The organism is Roseibium album, from assembly GCF_965233825.1.
Lineage (GTDB): Bacteria > Pseudomonadota > Alphaproteobacteria > Rhizobiales > Stappiaceae > Roseibium > Roseibium album.
The window spans coordinates 1,992,821-2,009,297 of sequence record NZ_OZ247583.1; the positions used below are offsets into that span (position 1 = coordinate 1,992,821).

14 protein-coding genes are annotated in these 16,477 nt (G+C 58.9%); 10 read left to right on the forward strand and 4 right to left on the reverse strand.

Going from position 1 to position 16,477, the window contains the following annotated elements:
- Nucleotides 1-58 precede the first annotated feature (58 nt).
- Nucleotides 59-850 carry an alpha/beta hydrolase family esterase gene (locus tag ACO6TI_RS09320; RefSeq protein ID WP_422384810.1) on the forward strand — a complete coding sequence of 264 codons (792 nt, stop codon included), beginning with the start codon at nt 59-61 and terminating at the stop codon, nt 848-850.
- 42 nt (nt 851-892) lie between these two features.
- Here the strand turns inward: ACO6TI_RS09320 and ACO6TI_RS09325 are convergent, their stop codons facing one another.
- Complete coding sequence (locus tag ACO6TI_RS09325) at nt 893-2,287, reverse strand: adenylate/guanylate cyclase domain-containing protein (RefSeq protein WP_108873356.1); 1,395 nt, start codon at nt 2,285-2,287, stop codon at nt 893-895.
- 341 nt (nt 2,288-2,628) lie between these two features.
- Here ACO6TI_RS09325 and ACO6TI_RS09330 point away from each other — a divergent pair, with 341 nt between their 5' ends.
- The 5 genes from ACO6TI_RS09330 (at nt 2,629) to ACO6TI_RS09350 (ending at nt 5,841) form a co-directional block, all read left to right on the forward strand.
- On the forward strand, nt 2,629-2,982 hold the full coding sequence (locus ACO6TI_RS09330; RefSeq protein WP_422384811.1) for a helix-turn-helix domain-containing protein: 354 nt from the start codon (nt 2,629-2,631) through the stop codon (nt 2,980-2,982).
- A 268-nt stretch (nt 2,983-3,250) separates the two neighbouring features.
- The gene (locus tag ACO6TI_RS09335; RefSeq protein ID WP_144436122.1) at nt 3,251-3,880 is read left to right on the forward strand and encodes a hypothetical protein; all 630 of its coding nucleotides are present in this window, start codon (nt 3,251-3,253) and stop codon (nt 3,878-3,880) included.
- A gap of 73 nt (nt 3,881-3,953) precedes the next feature.
- Nucleotides 3,954-4,667, forward strand: coding sequence for a hypothetical protein (locus ACO6TI_RS09340; RefSeq protein ID WP_196898510.1), 714 nt, complete (start codon nt 3,954-3,956; stop codon nt 4,665-4,667).
- A 43-nt stretch (nt 4,668-4,710) separates the two neighbouring features.
- Nucleotides 4,711-5,058, forward strand: coding sequence for a hypothetical protein (locus ACO6TI_RS09345; RefSeq protein WP_196891724.1), 348 nt, complete (start codon nt 4,711-4,713; stop codon nt 5,056-5,058).
- 180 nt (nt 5,059-5,238) lie between these two features.
- Nucleotides 5,239-5,841 (forward strand): hypothetical protein, encoded by a 603-nt coding sequence (locus ACO6TI_RS09350; protein ID WP_422384812.1) that lies wholly within the window; start codon nt 5,239-5,241, stop codon nt 5,839-5,841.
- An 88-nt stretch (nt 5,842-5,929) separates the two neighbouring features.
- On the opposite strand, the gene ACO6TI_RS09355 is transcribed toward ACO6TI_RS09350, so the two are convergent.
- The 3 genes from ACO6TI_RS09355 to ACO6TI_RS09365 all read right to left on the reverse strand — a co-directional run bounded on the left by ACO6TI_RS09355 (nt 5,930) and on the right by ACO6TI_RS09365 (nt 11,538).
- Nucleotides 5,930-9,319: an error-prone DNA polymerase gene (locus ACO6TI_RS09355; protein ID WP_422384813.1), complete on the reverse strand. Its 3,390-nt coding sequence runs from the start codon at nt 9,317-9,319 to the stop codon at nt 5,930-5,932.
- A gap of 196 nt (nt 9,320-9,515) precedes the next feature.
- On the reverse strand, nt 9,516-10,982 hold the full coding sequence (locus tag ACO6TI_RS09360; RefSeq protein ID WP_196891718.1) for a Y-family DNA polymerase: 1,467 nt from the start codon (nt 10,980-10,982) through the stop codon (nt 9,516-9,518).
- Nucleotides 10,936-11,538 carry an ImuA family protein gene (locus ACO6TI_RS09365; RefSeq protein ID WP_422384814.1) on the reverse strand — a complete coding sequence of 201 codons (603 nt, stop codon included), beginning with the start codon at nt 11,536-11,538 and terminating at the stop codon, nt 10,936-10,938. Before ACO6TI_RS09365 ends, ACO6TI_RS09360 begins: the two co-directional genes overlap by 47 nt.
- A gap of 559 nt (nt 11,539-12,097) precedes the next feature.
- Between ACO6TI_RS09365 and ACO6TI_RS09370 the strand changes: the two genes are divergently transcribed.
- The 4 genes from ACO6TI_RS09370 to ACO6TI_RS09385 all read left to right on the forward strand — a co-directional run bounded on the left by ACO6TI_RS09370 (nt 12,098) and on the right by ACO6TI_RS09385 (nt 16,338).
- A complete protein-coding gene (locus ACO6TI_RS09370) occupies nt 12,098-13,408 on the forward strand; it encodes an extracellular solute-binding protein (protein WP_055119812.1) in 1,311 nt (436 codons plus the stop codon).
- 111 nt (nt 13,409-13,519) lie between these two features.
- Entirely contained in the window at nt 13,520-14,401 is an 882-nt protein-coding gene (locus tag ACO6TI_RS09375) for an ABC transporter permease subunit (protein ID WP_029064349.1), read from the forward strand.
- A 9-nt stretch (nt 14,402-14,410) separates the two neighbouring features.
- Nucleotides 14,411-15,253 carry a sn-glycerol-3-phosphate ABC transporter permease UgpE gene (gene ugpE / locus ACO6TI_RS09380; RefSeq protein ID WP_055119520.1) on the forward strand — a complete coding sequence of 281 codons (843 nt, stop codon included), beginning with the start codon at nt 14,411-14,413 and terminating at the stop codon, nt 15,251-15,253.
- A gap of 8 nt (nt 15,254-15,261) precedes the next feature.
- The gene (locus ACO6TI_RS09385) at nt 15,262-16,338 is read left to right on the forward strand and encodes a sn-glycerol-3-phosphate import ATP-binding protein UgpC (RefSeq protein ID WP_422384815.1); all 1,077 of its coding nucleotides are present in this window, start codon (nt 15,262-15,264) and stop codon (nt 16,336-16,338) included.
- Nucleotides 16,339-16,477 lie beyond the last annotated feature (139 nt).

The following is a 16,477-nucleotide window of genomic DNA, read 5'->3' on the forward strand; positions in this document are numbered from 1 at the left end:
GAGCGCAAATGATCGCGAAATCTGTTCGCGAGGTGTTTCGATGCGTGTGGTTGCAATTATGCTCCTGTTATTTGCCATTCCCGCCGTGGCAAAGGCCTGCGGCCCTGAAACCAGGTGCGAGGTGCCGGGTGGATACTATCTGGCAGCTGTGCCGGAGGATTGGGACCAAAAGAGACCGCTTTCGCTGGTGGTCTATTTTCATGGCTGGAACAGTTCGCCAGAGGCAACCTTCCGTAACCGGGTCATGGTGCGCGGCGCAACTGACCGGGGCGCCCTGTTTGTGGCCCCGTTCGCTGAAAAGGGATACTGGCGGCAGATCGGCCAGGGACGCGCGGAGCGCGGCCGGGACGAGGCAGCTTACATTCGCGCTGTCATGGAGGATGTCCGCAAACGCTGGCCGGTTGACGAAAGGCGGACCTTGGCCTCAGGTTTTTCGCGTGGCGCATCGATGGTGTGGAATGTTGCCTGCTATACCGGAGATCTGTTCCGCGCCTATGCGCCCATTGCAGGCGGTTTCTGGAGATCCAATCCCGAAGCCTGCCCGACAGGTGCTGTCAATCTGCGCCATATCCATGGGCTTTCCGACGGTGTTGTCGCGTTCGACGAGGTCGGCATCTACAACTCCATGCCGATAGAGGAAGGATTTGACATACTTGCACAGGCAAACGGGGCTGCGCGCGCAAGCCGAAATGTGGAAAGCGGCGATAACCGTCTTTCCTGTGAGCGATGGGATGAAAGCAAGAGCGGGCGGGTGCTTGAACTCTGTCTGCATCAGCGCGGTCATTCCATCCCCGCAGAATGGGTGGGCCAAGGTCTGGACTGGCTTGCAGCCCTGCCGGAAGGATCTTGATGCACCACGCATATGTTTTGCGTCCGGTGTCGGCCCGGACAGTCACACCGTCCAGACGTTAATCGAATTCTGGCGGCCGCGCAGTTTGATCGGGTCCCTTGCAGAAAAGGCCTTCTCGGGGTGGTCCTTGCCTTCGGAGCGCGCGGCCTGACGTATCAGTTCTTCGCTGACCACACATCTGCATCCGAGTTCCCGGGTTGATGCTTCCAACCGGCTGGCGACGTTGACCGTGTCACCGACAACTGCAAATTCCAGGCGCCTGGAGGGGCCGATGTCGCCCAGGATGACCGGGCCGAAATGAACACCGATCGAAACGCTGATCGGTGTGATGCCGCGGGTCTCGAGTTCCTTGTTGAAGCTTTCGGTTTCCTCGATGAGTTGCATGGCGGCTTTCAGCGCATTGGCGGCATCACCGGGTTTGGTTTCAGGTGTACCGAAAGTCGCCATGACGCCGTCTCCCAGATACTTGTCGAGCGTGCCGCCATTCTGGAAAATCGAGCGTTCGACAAAGGCGTGATAGTGGCGCAGCAGGTCCATCACTTCTTCCGGAGTATGCTGCTCCGCGAATTGCGTGAAACCGACGATATCGGTGAACAGGACAGCCACTTCCTGGGTGCGCACGGCGCCGATATCACGGTCGGTCGCGGCCAGTACATCGACAAGACTGGAGGGAAAGTACCGTGACAGGTTTGCGCGTTCAGCGGCGATGTTTGCCTGCCGCATCACAAGCTGGTTGGAGCGCCAGCCCTTCAGAGCCAGAATGCCCGCAACGATCAGAAAGACCAGAATTTCCTGGACACGGACACCGGCCTGGATGCTGTTCGGATCCATTTCCTCCCGAATAAGCGGATGGCCTTCGAATGCAATCGCAGCAGCTTCACTCAGGCCCGGAATCGTTTGACCGAGCCACGAGACGCCCCCTAGTCCAATCAGCCAAAGCAGGGCGACCCATGTGCCCATGGCCCAAACGGTCCGATAGGAATAAGCCAGTGTACCAAGGGCAAGAAACATGAAGAAGTAGATGAAATTATCGAACCGGTACATGAAGGCGGTTGGGATGTCCTGGCTGAAGAACGGGTTCGGTGTGGTGAACAGGAGCGTCAGAAGACCAACATCGGCAAAGATCAGCAAAAGCTCCGCCTTTGAGTAGCCGACACTTGCCATGCGCAGCTGCAGCCAGCCAAGCGCGATGAAAAGCAAGAGTGTTGCTTCATAGTAAAGCACGCTCGGGCTGAAGTTCAGAAAGGGCAGCAGGAGGCCGACCAGACCCAGCGCCACCGTACGGGCGATGATCGCAAGTCGATGACCCTCTATTTTTTCCTTCTCGAGCGCCTGCGCCAGAAATGGATTTGAACGGGCTTGCTGCCTTTCCTCTTCCTGCATCTTGCGCACGCGTTCCAGGAATCTGAGTGGTGGTGGGAGTCTTGGGATCGGCATGCTCACTCCGTTTCATTTCAGTATCGCCGGACGATACCATCGTCATGTGAGCGACAAGAATGGAAATAGTGTCTCACGCAGCATGTGCACAGGGTGCGGGACCTGGAATGGCAAAAGTGTTCGCCGCACGCGCCGCACTGAAAGAAAGAACAGGCCTGCATTGGCGTTTCGGTGAAGGTTTCCGGCAGCGCGCAATCAGGCCTGAGCCTCAACGCTGCTTTTCACCTTCCGGTCCTTCGAGCGAGACACCGTGTTGGCTGGCATGAGGTACATGTAAAAGTATAAAAAATATAAATATCTATTCTAGGTTGATTGCTCCTGTCATTTTTGGAGTGCTGTCAATGCCTTACACCGATGCGTCCGAAGAGCGCGGCAAGCGTATCCGATATGCGATCAAGATATCGGGGCAACCCAAACTCCTTGCGCTTGCCGAGGAACTCAAGGTGTCGCCGGGTGCGGTTTCAAAGTGGCGGTACGGGCGGAATTTTTCCATCGACAACATTTGCCGTTTCGCCACCGTGCTGGATACGTCTCTCGACTGGCTTTTGCTGGGGCGCGGTTTTCCCGAGGCACACAAGAACACCGGTCTTTCGGAATTGGAACAGGAACTCATCCTTCTGCTTCGCGTGCGACCCAAAAGGTTCACAAGTGTCCTGCTCAGTCTGGTGCGTGAAGTGCCGGAGCGACCCAAATAGCCGGCGTTTTCCTGGCATCGTCCTGAATGTGGATGATCTACCCATTTCACGAACGTCTGCCTGCTTCTGAAGAGAAATTTCCTGACGCTCAAAATTCGCGATTCTTTGATCGGCGGTCAACAACCTTAAATAGATAACGTTACGGCAAAAAACTATTATCGGTTGTGCGGCGGCTGACTGCCTTGGTCGAAATTTTCCCTCCAGGAAATCGTTGGCCGCTGCGTAGGCAAACGCAGTGCGCGTCAACAAAGCAACAGTGGAGCGTCACATGACCACATACACATTGGATATCTCGATTGATTCAACGGGGCTGGAGCAGATAAGGGGAGAAACCATCAGTATCGCCAAGACAGTGACCGCTTCCATGGTCGGCGGCAATCTGGCGACTGCCTGGATTTCCTTTGAACCGGCGCAGCATATTACCGTGACCTGGACCGAAGACTACTACCTCTATGCGTCCACAAGTGAGGCCAAAGGTGGTGCGACCATCGACATGACCTCCTACACGGATTCAGCCATTCAATCCGGTCAGCTATATACATATGGGACCGCATCCACATTCAGTTCCGCGCCAGCCGACACCGGAACTGCATTTGAAACCAAGAATTTCCAGGAATCGCCAAAGCCCTGGACCATGGGACTGGCGCAAGAGGCAACGGTGGCTGGCAAGACCACCATGTCCGCTTTGAATGCGGTACGGGTGCCGTACAATCAGCATGCAAGTTTCACCGCAATCGAGAACATCTCGATCTGGGTTTCCTCAATCCAGAACAATGGTGTCGTCCTGTCCCAGATTGCGGACACCGCCCTGGCGGTTCAGCTCACAAGTCAAAAGCCGACGGCGCTTCTGGGTTTCGATGATGCACTGAACGAATTCACCTTCACGAGCTTTGGCTGAAACCGCTGTAGCAGCGTCTTCGGGATGCAATCCCGAGGGCGCTGACTTCGCTCTCATAAGGTGAGGCCGGGCCATGTACCAGCTTGATATCAAGATCGACATTCCGGACGTGAAGGCACTTGTTTCAGCCGGCCAGAAAGTGGCTCTGGTTCAGGAAGTGGCATCAGGTGCGTTTAGTGGAGGGGTGAAGGCCGAAGGCGAAACCGGCGAATTGGTCGAAGGTTCGGAGATTGCTCACGGAGACGGCGACGACACGCCCGATATCGTCAACTTCCAGGCGGGAAAAGTTGTCTGGGTGACATTCGCACCGGTTCAGAACACCACCGTGACCTGGGAACGGGATGTCGCGATCTATCAATCCGGCCAACCTTCATCCGGAGCGGAAATCGTTCAGTCAAACTCGGTCCGTCCGGTCAGTCCGGGTGTTGTCTATCCCTATACGACGAGCGGCTTTGGAGCCGGTCAGCGACCGGCAGGCACGGATCTGAATTCCTATTACATGTGCAACAGCAACGCGCATTCGGGCCTGGCCTTTGGTCTGGCGCGCGATTGCACGGTGAATGGCAACAAATTGCCTGGCAGTCCGGTCGCCAATTCTATCCGGACCGTTTTGAACGGAGAAATCGGCTGTTTTCAGCTTGTCGACAGGATCCACCTTTTTGTCGGCACGCTCACGGGGGTGGGGGTTTTCCAGAATGTTGCCCTCATTCATCTCAGCACGACAGCCATATCCGAGGACACGCCGGTGACGGCGACCTATTCAGATGGAGGTTTCACCTTCACCTGACCATCCAACTCACCACTCACCCCTGGAGCCGAAGGAGGATTAGATGAAGTATTCGGTTATGATGGCAACGGTGTTCCTGACTGGTTTTGGTGCTCCAGCGCCCGGGCTGGCCAGCTGCAATGACGTTAACCTGGATCTGTGTTCTGTCGCGGAATGCAGGCACCGGCAGTCGCATGTCCACCCGACTTGTGATGTCAAACGCTCCTGTGCCAGCGTGCTTCCGAGTCAGCGCGATACACTTCGGGAATACAGAGCACGCAACGAAAACTGCGCCGCAGCACGACAATATGTAACCGAATGTTTCGGCGGTGCTGATGCGGGTCATCAGGAAGCCATCGATTCAGCCCTGCGCGCTGCCAATGTCTGCGCTGTCAAACTTGGAGAGGAGTAAAATGCTTCGAATTGTGGCTTCAAATTCCACTGACGCAGGAATTCCTGAACAGTGACATTTGGGCACGAACACCAATCTTCGCTGCCTAGCAGCGTGGAGGGTCAAGCCGGCTGACCCGCGCATGGCAAGTATTGCCTGACTGTCAAACACATGGAATAAATCCGCATGGAGTTTGCCCCCATGTCTCATCTGAATCCGACCTTTTTCGAATTGTTGTCCAGCGAGCCGACCCGGGAAGTTGCATTGCCGGAAGAGACGCTGTTGCAGGACGTTTCCGGCCTGCTGTCTGACCCGTCCGGCCTGGTTCGCCTTTGCGCACCGGAACCCGAACGCCTTGGATTTGCGACCTGGCGGTTTTGTGACAGCTCGAGTTCCGACTGTCTGCGCCTGCTGACTGATGCGGCCGTTCCGATTGAAACCCGGCTTTCGCTGACGGGCGGTTTGAAGACCCTATTTGCAGAGCTGTTCGATCCTCATTGTGATCCGGTTTTGCAGCATTCCCTGGAGCCAGGGCAATACCTGAATATGGCTTGTGCGATGTTCTGGGACATTGCACCGCTGGGACCGCATACGGCGGGGAAGGCGGGCATTGCACCGGCTTGCGCTGATGTCATGCGGTTTCAGCTGACGCTGGCCAATCCAGCCTGCCGTGAAAGTGCCCTGTCGGGTGTGGAGCAGTGGATCGGTGTTGAACCTGACCTGATGAAGAGCGTTCTGGAGACCTGTGACTTCAACGATGAACCGGTCGAGGCACTCAGGAAACGGGCATCTGGTCTGGCTTGATCGTTGACGCTGATCGGAGGTCTCGAGCGGTCCGGGAGCAGCCGTCTTCCAATAGGCTTCGTTGTATCAGGCCTCCATCTTGCACTCCTCAATGAAAATCCCGGCTCGGGAACAGTTTCTTCGCCTGGTCCCGCGGATGCATCGCTCTGGGTTTCGGCGCGTCTGACTTGAGGTGGACGGGAACCTCGTCGGTCTTGGCCGTCATCTGGCCCAGCACCTCGTCATTGGGATGGCCGAGCAGGGCGAGGCGGTTGGAACAGTCCTCGATATGATCGGCAATCAGGTGCACCACGATGCCCTCACGCTCCAGCCGTCCGGTGACTTTCAACAGCCGCCCGCCGATGACGGCGGCGCGGTATTTTTCATACATCTTCGGCCAGACGACCACGTTGGAAACACCGGTCTCGTCCTCCAGCGTTATGAAGATGACGCCCGAGGCCGTGCCGGGGCGCTGGCGGGTGATGACGAGGCCCGAGACGGAGACGCGCCGTGCCTCGTATGGCGTGAGCCGTGCCAGCCGGTCGTGCGGTGTGAGACCTGGAATATGCGGACGCAACAGCTCCATCGGATGGGCACGCAGGGTGAGGCGGGTGGACAGATAATCCTCCACCACCTCCTGGCCGAGATGCATCTGTGGCAGAAGGACATCGGGTTCGAAGATCGCCTCGCCGTCGATCGGGTCGTTGAAAAGCGGCAGCGGCTTCGGACTGCGGATGGTCTTCACCTGCCAGAGCGCATCCCGGCGGCTGAGCCCCATGCCGGCAAAGGCGTCGGCTTCGGCAAGGCGCTCCAGCGTTGCGGGCGGTACGCCGGTTCGCAGCCACAGGGTTTCGGTATCGGGATAGCCGTTGCCGCGTGCCGCCACGATCCAGTCCGCGTCTTCCTCGCGCATGCCCTTGATCTGGCGGAAGCCGAGCCGCAGCGCGAGCGCGCCGTCGCTGCGCCGTTCCAGCGTATTGTCCCAGCGGCTCGTGTTGACGCAGATTGGCCGGATCTCGACCTGATGTTCGCGCGCATCGCGTACGATCTGCGCCGGCGCATAAAAGCCCATCGGCTGCGAATTCAAAAGCGCACAGGCGAACTCGGCCGGGAAGTGGCATTTGAGATAGGCCGAGACGTAGGCAAGCATGGCAAAGGCGGCCGCATGGCTTTCCGGAAAACCGTATTCGCCGAAGCCTTCGATCTGGCTGAAGCAGTTCTGGGCGAATTCCAGCTCATAACCGCGCTCGAGCATGCCGGCGAGAAATTTCTCCCTGAGCTGGCCGATCGTGCCCATCCGCCGGAAGGTCGCCATGGAGCGGCGCAGCTTGTCGGCCTCCGACGGGGTGAAACCGGCGGCAACGACCGCGATCTGCATGGCCTGTTCCTGAAAAAGCGGCACACCGAGCGTCTTGCCGAGCACTTCCTCCAACTCTCTTGAAGGGAAGGAGACCGGCTCCTTGCCCTGGCGGCGGTTGATATAGGGGTGCACCATGCCGCCCTGGATCGGGCCGGGACGGACGATCGCCACCTCGATGACGAGATCGTAGAATTCGCGCGGGCGCATGCGCGGCAGGAAATTCATTTGCGCCCGGCTTTCCACCTGGAAGACGCCGATCGCATCGGCCTTGCACAGCATGTCATAGGTGTCGGTGTCGTGCTGGGGCACGGTGCCGAGTGTGAATTCCTGGTCGTGATGGGTGTCGATCAAGTCGAAGCATTTGCGGATGCAGGTCAGCATGCCGAGGCTGAGCATGTCGACCTTGAGGATGCCGAGTGCGTCGATATCGTCCTTGTCCCACTCGATCACCGTGCGGTTTTCCATGGCTGCGTTCTCGATCGGGCAAAGCGCGTCGAGCCGCCCTTGCGTGATCACGAAACCACCGACATGCTGGCTGAGATGGCGGGGAAAACCGATGATCTCGCGGATCAGCTCGATGGTCTGGATCACGCGCCGGTTGGTAAGATCCAGCCCCAGTTCCTTCATGCGCGCATCGTCCGGCCCGCTGTTGGAACTGCCCCAGATCTGGCCGGAAAGGGCGGCGGTGACATCGGCATTGAGCCCCATCACCTTGCCGACTTCGCGGATCGCCGCGCGGGTGCGGAAATGGATCACCGTGGCGCAGAGGCCGGCCCGGTGGCGTCCGTATTTCTCATAGACATACTGGATCACCTCTTCGCGCCGCTCATGTTCGAAATCGACATCGATATCCGGCGGCTCGCCCCGGTGCTCGGAGATGAAGCGCTCCGACACCATGGTGATGGTTTCCGGACCTACATCGGTGATGCCGAGCGCATAGCAGATGATGGAATTGGCTGCCGAACCGCGCCCCTGGCACAGGATATGCCGGCTGCGGGCAAAGCCGATGATGTCGTGAACGGTCAGGAAATAGGCGGCGAACTTGAGCTTTGCGATCAGCCTCAGTTCCTTTCGCGCCAGCTTTTGTGCATGTTCCGGAACACCGGCGGGATAACGCATCTCCAGACCCTCGAAGGTCAACCGCTCCAACCGGTCCTGCGGGTTCTCCCCGTCGGTGATCTCGTCCGGATATTCATAAGACAGCTCGGAAAGGTCGAAGCTGCAGCGGGTCGCGATCTCGACCGTCCGCCGGAGGGCCGCCGGATGATGGCGGTAGAGACGGGTCATGTCGGCAGCCGATTTCAGCCGCCGCTCGCCATTGGGCAGGGCGCGGGTGCCGATCTCGTCGATGGTGCAGCCTTCGCGCAGGCAGGTCAGCACATCGGCAAGCCGCCGTCGTCCGGCATGGTGCATCAGGACATCACCGACCGCGACCATCGGCGTTGCCAGCGAATGGGCAGCTTTCGCGCAGGTGCGGAACCAGGCCTGGTCGGTGCCGTCATAGCGCGGCGCGGCACCCAGGAAAACATGGCCCGGAACTTCCTGGCGAAGGGTACGGATATGATCTTTAGCCGTCTCAGAAAATGCATTCCGTGTATGGTCTCCCTGGGGCAGCGCGATGAAGAGCAGGCCTTCGGAGAACTTCACGACGTCCTGAAATTCCAGATGGCAGTCGCCCTTTTCCGCTCGCCGCTTGCCGAGGGTGAGCAGTTGGCTGAGCCGTTCATAAGCCGCCCGGTTGGTCGGCAGGGCAACGAAATCGACAGGACTGTCCATAAGCACCAGGCGTGCGCCGACGATCAGCCGCGGCAGTTTCAGGACTTGCGGTACGGGCAGGGGCGGGATCCCGTTTATCTGTTGCCGGGAAGAAGCATCGATCTGCGAGTGGGACCGTACCGGCACGCCTTCCTCGTTCGCCGCACGCCTGATCTCCTTCAGCGCCGAATAGGCCCGGACGACCCCAGCAAGCGAATTCCAGTCGGTGATGGCAATCGCCTCAAGTCCGAGCTCGGCAGCCCGCGTCACCAGTTCCTCCGGGTGGGACGCCCCGCGCAGGAAAGTGAAGTTGGAGGTAACGGTCAGCTCCGCATGACGGGGAATGTCCCAGTGCAGGCTGTCCGGCAGCACATGGGAGGTCATCGGGCGGCCTCCACGTTCTTTCCTGGGTCATCCACGACTTGATCGGGGCCCCACTCATTTTCAGAGAAGACCTCTTCGGGCAAAGGATCCACGGCTCGGTCGTCTCTTCTGGAATGTGACTGTTTCGCGGACCCGCGGATTGGACCCCCGATCAAGCCGGGGCGGCGGTGTTTGTGCGGAGAAACATCAGCGGACATCAGCCGAACTCCCCCTGTACGTACCAGCCCGGGTTCTGCGGCGTGTGGAACAGCCACAGACGCTGGCCCTGGCCGGTGGCAACGCGCCAGTAGTCGCGCAGGCCCCTTGTCCAGTCGTCGTCACCCTCCCACCAGGCGGGGGTGATGCGTTCCGGACCTTCTGCCTGAAGTGTCGTCAGCGCCCGGCCGCGCCAGCGGAAGCGTCCGGGCGGAGTGGCGCCGGAACCGGTGATCGGCTCGGGTGGAAACAGGCGCAACGGACGCGGGCGCCGGTAGGGCCAGGTGCGGACCGGCATGCTGTAGGCGGCCGGCACCAGCTTGAAGCTGCGTTCGGGAATATGGCTGTCGACTGGAGAAAAACGCAGGATGTTTTCCAGCCCGATCCGGTTTCCGAGCTGGGTGATGAGGTCCGCGAGACTGTCCTTTTCCAGCGTTTGCGACGGAGTCAGCTGGCGTGGGCCGAGCTCTTCCACCTGGGTGGCTTCCAGGCGGATCATGTCGATGCCGTAACCGGCATCGATCGCGCTCACCCCGCGCTCGAAAAGAGCAAGGATCCGGTCGCCGTCACGCATCGGCCGGGCCAGGCGCAATTCGACCGACTGGTTCTCCTGATCCACCCGGCGGAAGGTCAGTTTCAGGCTGCGCGCGCCCTTCTGGGCCGTGTCCAATCGCTCGCACAGATGACCGATCAGCCGTTCTGCCCCGGCCATCACGTCGTCGAGGAGGCCGACCGGCTCGGGCAAGGTCATGCGTACGGCGAAGCTGAGACCTTCCTTCAGGGGGGAAATCTGTTCCGCAATGGCGCCGAGCGCCTGATCGAGACGGCGCAGCACTTCCGGATCGTAGCGCCTTGCAACGGTTGCCCGCGGCAGGTTGTAGAGATCGGAGATGGTGGCGATGCCCAGCCGTTCCAGACTGGTGCAGGTCTGGTCGGCAAGCCGCAGTGCAGTCAGCGGCAGGGGGCCGATGCGGGTAAGGTTCTCGCCAGGCTGGGCAATGCCCTCGGCAAAACGGGCAAGCGCCCAGGCGGTCCCCGGCGTAGAGGCAAGACCCAGTCGGGCGGTGAGCCCGGCCCGGGCAAGGCGGGCGCGGATATCGTCCAGGAGCGGTTCCTCGCCACCCATGAGATGCGCAGAGCCGGTGATGTCGAGAAAGAGCCCGTTGGGCCCGTCGAGCCCGACCCAGGGGCAATAGCGGGTCGCCCACCGGGCAAGCAGGTGCAGGAACCGTTGGTCTGCCTTGGGATCGGCGGGCCGGGTCAGAAGACCGGGGCAGAAGCTCCTGGCATGGACCAGCGTCATGCCCCGGTTCAGACCGGCACCTTCCGCGCGCGGGCACAGGTCGTAGACGCGTTCCGAATTACGGTCGAAAAGGGTCAGGGCAAAGGGCGCGTCAACAGGATTGGCGCGGAGCGAACGCTCAGCTGCCAGCCTCGGAAACCACAATGACACGACGCGCCGCTGCATCCCAACGGACCACCCATTCCGACAATGTTCCTATTTTGTTCTTTATAAGGGACCACCGCCAGCGAGTCGAGTCGTGGTCATTTTCACGAGGGTCATGCTGAGGAAGGCCATGCTGGGAAAGGACGGCAGGAATTGGGAAGCCTGTGCAGTGCCATCTGGTCTCCGCTGCGTTGCTGCCGCCACCTTCCGGGATCAGCAACAGCGCCGTGGTGCCACCGGTTTCGGCGGCAAGCTGCAGCCGCCTGCCTTCGGTCAGGCCGATGGGGCCGGCGATTTCGGCGACGACGAGGCCGACAGCGCCGGAGCGGAGCGCTGTTTCGGCACTGGCCAGAACATTCAGCTGACTGTCGGCCCGGGTGACAAGAAGCCGGCCCGGATCGCAATAGGGCGCAAGGCCTTCCGGATTGACCACCGGGCGCCAGCGTTCCGACACCCAGACCACCGGGCCAGTCGCCTGCCCGGCCATTATCGCGGCAAAGACCAGGCAGCTTTCACCGCACACCTCATGGGCACGGGCTCTTTTCAACGGAAAGACGGAGGAGAAGGACGTGGACATGGATTCAGGGGAGCTGCTCTGTCTCAAACATGATCGGAGCTCGAATATAGCGCCCCGCTGCAAAGGTGCAATGAAGGCCGGGTCAAAGACGGACATCGCGGCCCGAACGCCGCCACGATGAAGTCACGACTCGGAAAAACGCGCTAACTCGGGTAAAATCACGGAGTTCGTCGTGTGCCGCCACAATTCCATATCGGTGACGTCGAAGCCAGACATGAGCCGACTAATCTTTCTCCGGGTTGCGGTGTGAAAAAGGGGGCATACAACCGCCCGGAACGCGCGAAGTTGAGAGTGCCGCAGGGGTACTTTACTCCGGAATGCCGACGAAAACTGTTCTCGCGGCCAGCGATCTGGTGAGTATCTGCAAAATAACATTATTCCTGTTTGCGGACGCGACTTAGGCGTGTTTAAATGTTCATATGAGCGTCATACAACGTTCATATGAAAACAATACGAAACGCAGGCGTTATCGTTTCAGGTGCCGGCCAAGCCATTTCGGCACCAGGAAAACCAACTGCTGACCGGGGCACATAGCCCTTCGAGATGGGAGCAAATGAACATGGCTTATCGTAAGACTGTCGCCAGCTTCGTCGCTGCGGCCGCCCTTCTGGGCACTTCCACCGCTTCTTATGCCGCAACCGACATTGCCTGGTGGCACGCAATGGGCGGACGTCTGGGCGAAGTCGTCGTCGACATCGCAAACGGCTACAACGCTGCCCAGGACGCTTGCAAGATCACACCGGTCTTCAAAGGTACCTACGAAGAGACTCTGACGGCAGGCATCGCGGCATTCCGCGCCGGTGAACAGCCGAACATCCTGCAGGTTTTTGACGCCGGTGCAGCAACCATCATCGGTGCAAAGGGCGCCGTTATCCCGGCTCAGGACATCCTGGAAAATGCCGGTGTTGGTTTTGATATCGAAGACTACATCGACGGTGTTCGCTACTTCTATGCCGACAGCGACGGCAAGATGATCGGCATGCCGTTCAACTCTTCCACCCCGATCCTCTACTACAATGTCGACGCCCTGAAAAAGGCCGGTGTTGAAGCTCCGAAGACCTGGGAAGAGTTTCAGGAAATCGCTCCGAAGCTGAAGGAAGCCGGTTACGTACCGCTTGCGCAGTCTCACCTGCCATGGATCTTCACCGAAAACTTCAAGTCCCGTCACAACCTGCAATTCGCGACCAACAACAACGGTTACGATGGTTCCAAGGACACCACGCTGGTATTCGGTGAGCCGATCAAGAACCACTTCTCCGCCGTCAAGGGCTGGCTGGATGACGGCCTGTTCGGTTACTACGGCACCGGCTGGGGCGACAATCAGACACCGTTCAACGAAGGCAAGGTCGCAATGTGGCTCGGCTCTTCCGGGTCCTTCGGTGGCATCTCCAAGACTGTCGACTTCCCGTTCTCCGCAACCTATCTGCCTTACTGGGATGCAGTTGACGGCGCGGGTACCGGAACCTTCATCGGTGGTGCGGCGCTGTTCTCCATGGCCGGCAAGTCGGACGACGAAAACAAATGCGTCGCATCGTTCTTCGAGTACCTGACATCTCCGGAAGTCCAGTACATGTGGCACAAGGAAACCGGCTATGTGCCGATCACCAACGCCGCTTACGACATGGCCAAGAAGGACGGTTACTACGAAAGCACCCCGGCTGCCGAAATCGGCATCAAGCAGCTGACCTTGCCGGGCGGCGAATGGACCAAGGGCTACCGCATGGGCTTCTACGTCCAGATCCGCGACGTCATGAACCGCGAATATGGTAAGCTCATGTCTGGCGAAACCACGGTTGAAGATGCTTTTGCAACCATCGAAGCGGACGGCAACAAGCTTCTGGAGCGGTTTTCAAAGACAACAGGCAACTAGGCCAGTCTGAAATACCCCTTATTGGGGGCGCGCCCTGCGCCCCCTTTTCCTTGTGAGGACGCGGGCCAGCTGTTTTACTGATGGTCCGCTTCCTCCTTTTCCGGTGACGCAATGAAAAAAGTTCAGTTTCAGTCCCGAATGGTGCCGTACATGCTGTTGCTGCCGCAGCTCGCCATCGTGACGATCTTCTTCCTCTGGCCGGCTGCGGAAGCCATACAGTCATCCTTCTATCTGGAGGACCCGTTCGGCTTCGGTTCGACCTTTGTCGGACTGGACAATTTCACCGACATGCTGACCTCGACCGACTATGGCCGGGTGGCGCGTTTCACGGCTGTCTTCACTTTTTTCGTGACCTTCCTGTCACTCGGCTTTGCCTTGCTGCTGGCGGTCAAGGCGGACAAGGTCCTGCGCGGCGCGTCGACATACAAGACGCTGCTGATGTGGGTCTATGCGGTTGCGCCTCCGGTTGCCGGCCTGATCGGGGTTCTGCTGTTTGACCAGCATGTGGGCCCGATGGTTGATCTCTTCGCCATGTTCGGCTGGAAAATGCAGATCGGCGTGAATTATTTCGACACCAGTTTCGCGATGATCGTGACCGCGGTCTGGAAGCAGATTCCGGTCAACTTCATCTTTTTCCTGTCAGGCCTGCAGGGCATTTCCAAGTCGGTTCAGGAAGCAGCGAGCATCGACTGCCGTTCCGGTTTCCGCCGGTTCTGGACAGTGACCTTTCCTCTGCTTGCGCCGACCGGCTTCTTCCTGCTGATCATCAACATCACATACGCCTTCTTCGACACGTTCGGCATCGTCGACGTCATCGTGAAGAACGAGCCGGGCAACAACCCGGTCACACTGGTCTACAAGGTCTATCTGGATGGTTTCCGGGGCAATGACCTTGGCGGGTCTTCCGCACAGTCCGTCATCCTGATGGCGCTGGTGTTCATCCTCACAATCATTCAGTTCCGCCTCATCGAGCGGCGCGTGCACTACACGTAGGGGGCGGATATGTACAAACTCAAGATTACGGACCATCTGATCCTTCTGACAGGTGTGTTCTTCATGGTTGCACCGGTGGTGCTGACCTTCATGACAAGCACGCACGACGCGATCGCGATCTACAAGGGCGGCGTTCAGTTTCTCCCGGGCGACAAGTTTCTTGAAAACTACGAAACCGTGCTGTTCCAGGCCGGAGGTTTCACCCAGGAAGTCAACGGTTTCGTGATGCTGAAAAACTCGATGATCCTCGGCTTCGGCTTTGCCATCGGCAAGATTGTCATTTCGATGCTCGCCGCCTATGCGATCGTCTATTTCCGTTTTCCGTTTGCCTCGGTCTGCTTCTGGATCATCTTCGCCACACTTCTGCTGCCGCTTGAGGTTCGCATTCTGCCGTCCTACGAGATCGTTCAGTCGCTTGGCATGGTGAACACCTATTCCGGCCTGATCGTGCCATTGATCGCGTCAGCGACCGGTACGTTCTTCTTCCGGCAGTTTTTCATGTCCGTTCCCGATGAACTCCTGGAAGCGGCCCGTATCGATGGCGCAGGACCGTGGAAGTTCTTCAAGGACATTCTGGTGCCGCTGTCCAAGACAATGATCGCGGCCATCTTCATCATCATGTTCGTCTTTGGTTGGAACCAGTATCTCTGGCCCACCCTGATCACAACGGACGAAAGCCTGTTCACACTGGTTCGCGGCATCAAGCAGATCCTTCAGGTCTGGGTGGGTGCGCAGATCCCGGCTTTCAACGAGGCAATGGCGCTGGCGATTCTGGCCATGTTGCCACCTGTACTCATCGTGGTGATCTTCCAAAGCTGGTTCGTCAAAGGGCTCGTCGAGAGCGATAAGTGAGGTTATAAATGGCAACGATTACTCTCGACACCGTCCGGAAGGTGTATGCCGGCGATGTGGAGGCGGTCAAAGGCGTCTCCATCGATATTGCCGACAGTGAATTCATTGTGCTGGTCGGCCCGTCCGGCTGCGGCAAGTCCACTCTGCTGCGCATGATCGCGGGACTGGAAGACATCACCACCGGTGAAATCAAGATCGGTGACCGGCTCGTGAACAAGGTCGACCCGGCCGACCGCGATATCGCGATGGTGTTCCAGAACTACGCGCTCTATCCCCACATGAGTGTCTACAACAACCTGGCCTACGGCTTGAAGAACCGGGGCATGGCGAAAGAGGAGATCGACCGCCGTGTGAAGGAAGCGGCCCGCATCCTGGAGATCGGTGATTATCTCGACCGAAAGCCGAGGGCGCTGTCCGGTGGTCAGCGGCAGCGCGTCGCCATGGGTCGCGCGATCGTGCGCGAACCGGCCGCATTTCTGTTCGACGAACCGCTTTCCAACCTGGATGCCAAGCTTCGCGTCCAGATGCGTGTCGAAATCAAGCGTCTGCAGCAGTCGCTCGGCACCACGAGTGTCTATGTCACCCACGACCAGCTGGAAGCCATGACGCTTGCGGATCGGCTCGTGGTTCTCAACGGTGGCAATATCGAGCAGATCGGTGCGCCGATTGAAGTCTACGACAAGCCGGCATCCACCTTTGTCGCGAGCTTCATCGGTTCACCGGCGATGAACCTTCTGAATGTCAAGGCAGATGGGGACGGACTGTCTCTTGAAAATGGAGCCGGATTGTCAGGTTCCAACGCGAAGGGCAAAGACAGCTATATTGTCGGCATTCGTCCTGAGCATCTGCAAGTGGTCGATGGTCCTTCGTCTGGTGACGGCGTCAACCTGGAAGTCAATGTCGACGTGCTCGAGCCGGTCGGCGCGGAAAGCTTCGTCTATGCAAGCTTCCCGGACGGCGGGCCGGAAATTGTCGTCAGGGTGTCAAGCCATGCTCGCCATGAGCCGGGTGAAAAAATGCATCTGCACGCTGATGCAAAGGACGTTCATTTCTTCGATTCAAGCACGGGTCGTCGGATCGACTGACAACCATGCTGAAAAGGGAAGGGCAGCAAATGTGGGGGCGGCCCTTCCCCAAGAGCCACTCCGGGCGACCGGAGTGGCTTTTTCTTTGCCATCCTCCTGACAGTGCTTGTCAGGAGGATGGCAGGAACAGGCTAGGACC

What these genes read in the sequence shown, in the direction of transcription:
- ACO6TI_RS09320 (WP_422384810.1), top strand. Translation starts at nt 59, where the DNA reads ATGCTCCTGTTATTTGCCATTCCCGCCGTGGCAAAGGCCTGCGGCCCT.
- ACO6TI_RS09325 (WP_108873356.1), bottom strand. Translation starts at nt 2,287, where the DNA reads ATGCCGATCCCAAGACTCCCACCACCACTCAGATTCCTGGAACGCGTG.
- ACO6TI_RS09330 (WP_422384811.1), top strand. Translation starts at nt 2,629, where the DNA reads ATGCCTTACACCGATGCGTCCGAAGAGCGCGGCAAGCGTATCCGATAT.
- ACO6TI_RS09335 (WP_144436122.1), top strand. Translation starts at nt 3,251, where the DNA reads ATGACCACATACACATTGGATATCTCGATTGATTCAACGGGGCTGGAG.
- ACO6TI_RS09340 (WP_196898510.1), top strand. Translation starts at nt 3,954, where the DNA reads ATGTACCAGCTTGATATCAAGATCGACATTCCGGACGTGAAGGCACTT.
- ACO6TI_RS09345 (WP_196891724.1), top strand. Translation starts at nt 4,711, where the DNA reads ATGAAGTATTCGGTTATGATGGCAACGGTGTTCCTGACTGGTTTTGGT.
- ACO6TI_RS09350 (WP_422384812.1), top strand. Translation starts at nt 5,239, where the DNA reads ATGTCTCATCTGAATCCGACCTTTTTCGAATTGTTGTCCAGCGAGCCG.
- ACO6TI_RS09355 (WP_422384813.1), bottom strand. Translation starts at nt 9,319, where the DNA reads ATGACCTCCCATGTGCTGCCGGACAGCCTGCACTGGGACATTCCCCGT.
- ACO6TI_RS09360 (WP_196891718.1), bottom strand. Translation starts at nt 10,982, where the DNA reads ATGCAGCGGCGCGTCGTGTCATTGTGGTTTCCGAGGCTGGCAGCTGAG.
- ACO6TI_RS09365 (WP_422384814.1), bottom strand. Translation starts at nt 11,538, where the DNA reads ATGTCCACGTCCTTCTCCTCCGTCTTTCCGTTGAAAAGAGCCCGTGCC.
- ACO6TI_RS09370 (WP_055119812.1), top strand. Translation starts at nt 12,098, where the DNA reads ATGGCTTATCGTAAGACTGTCGCCAGCTTCGTCGCTGCGGCCGCCCTT.
- ACO6TI_RS09375 (WP_029064349.1), top strand. Translation starts at nt 13,520, where the DNA reads ATGAAAAAAGTTCAGTTTCAGTCCCGAATGGTGCCGTACATGCTGTTG.
- ugpE (WP_055119520.1), top strand. Translation starts at nt 14,411, where the DNA reads ATGTACAAACTCAAGATTACGGACCATCTGATCCTTCTGACAGGTGTG.
- ACO6TI_RS09385 (WP_422384815.1), top strand. Translation starts at nt 15,262, where the DNA reads ATGGCAACGATTACTCTCGACACCGTCCGGAAGGTGTATGCCGGCGAT.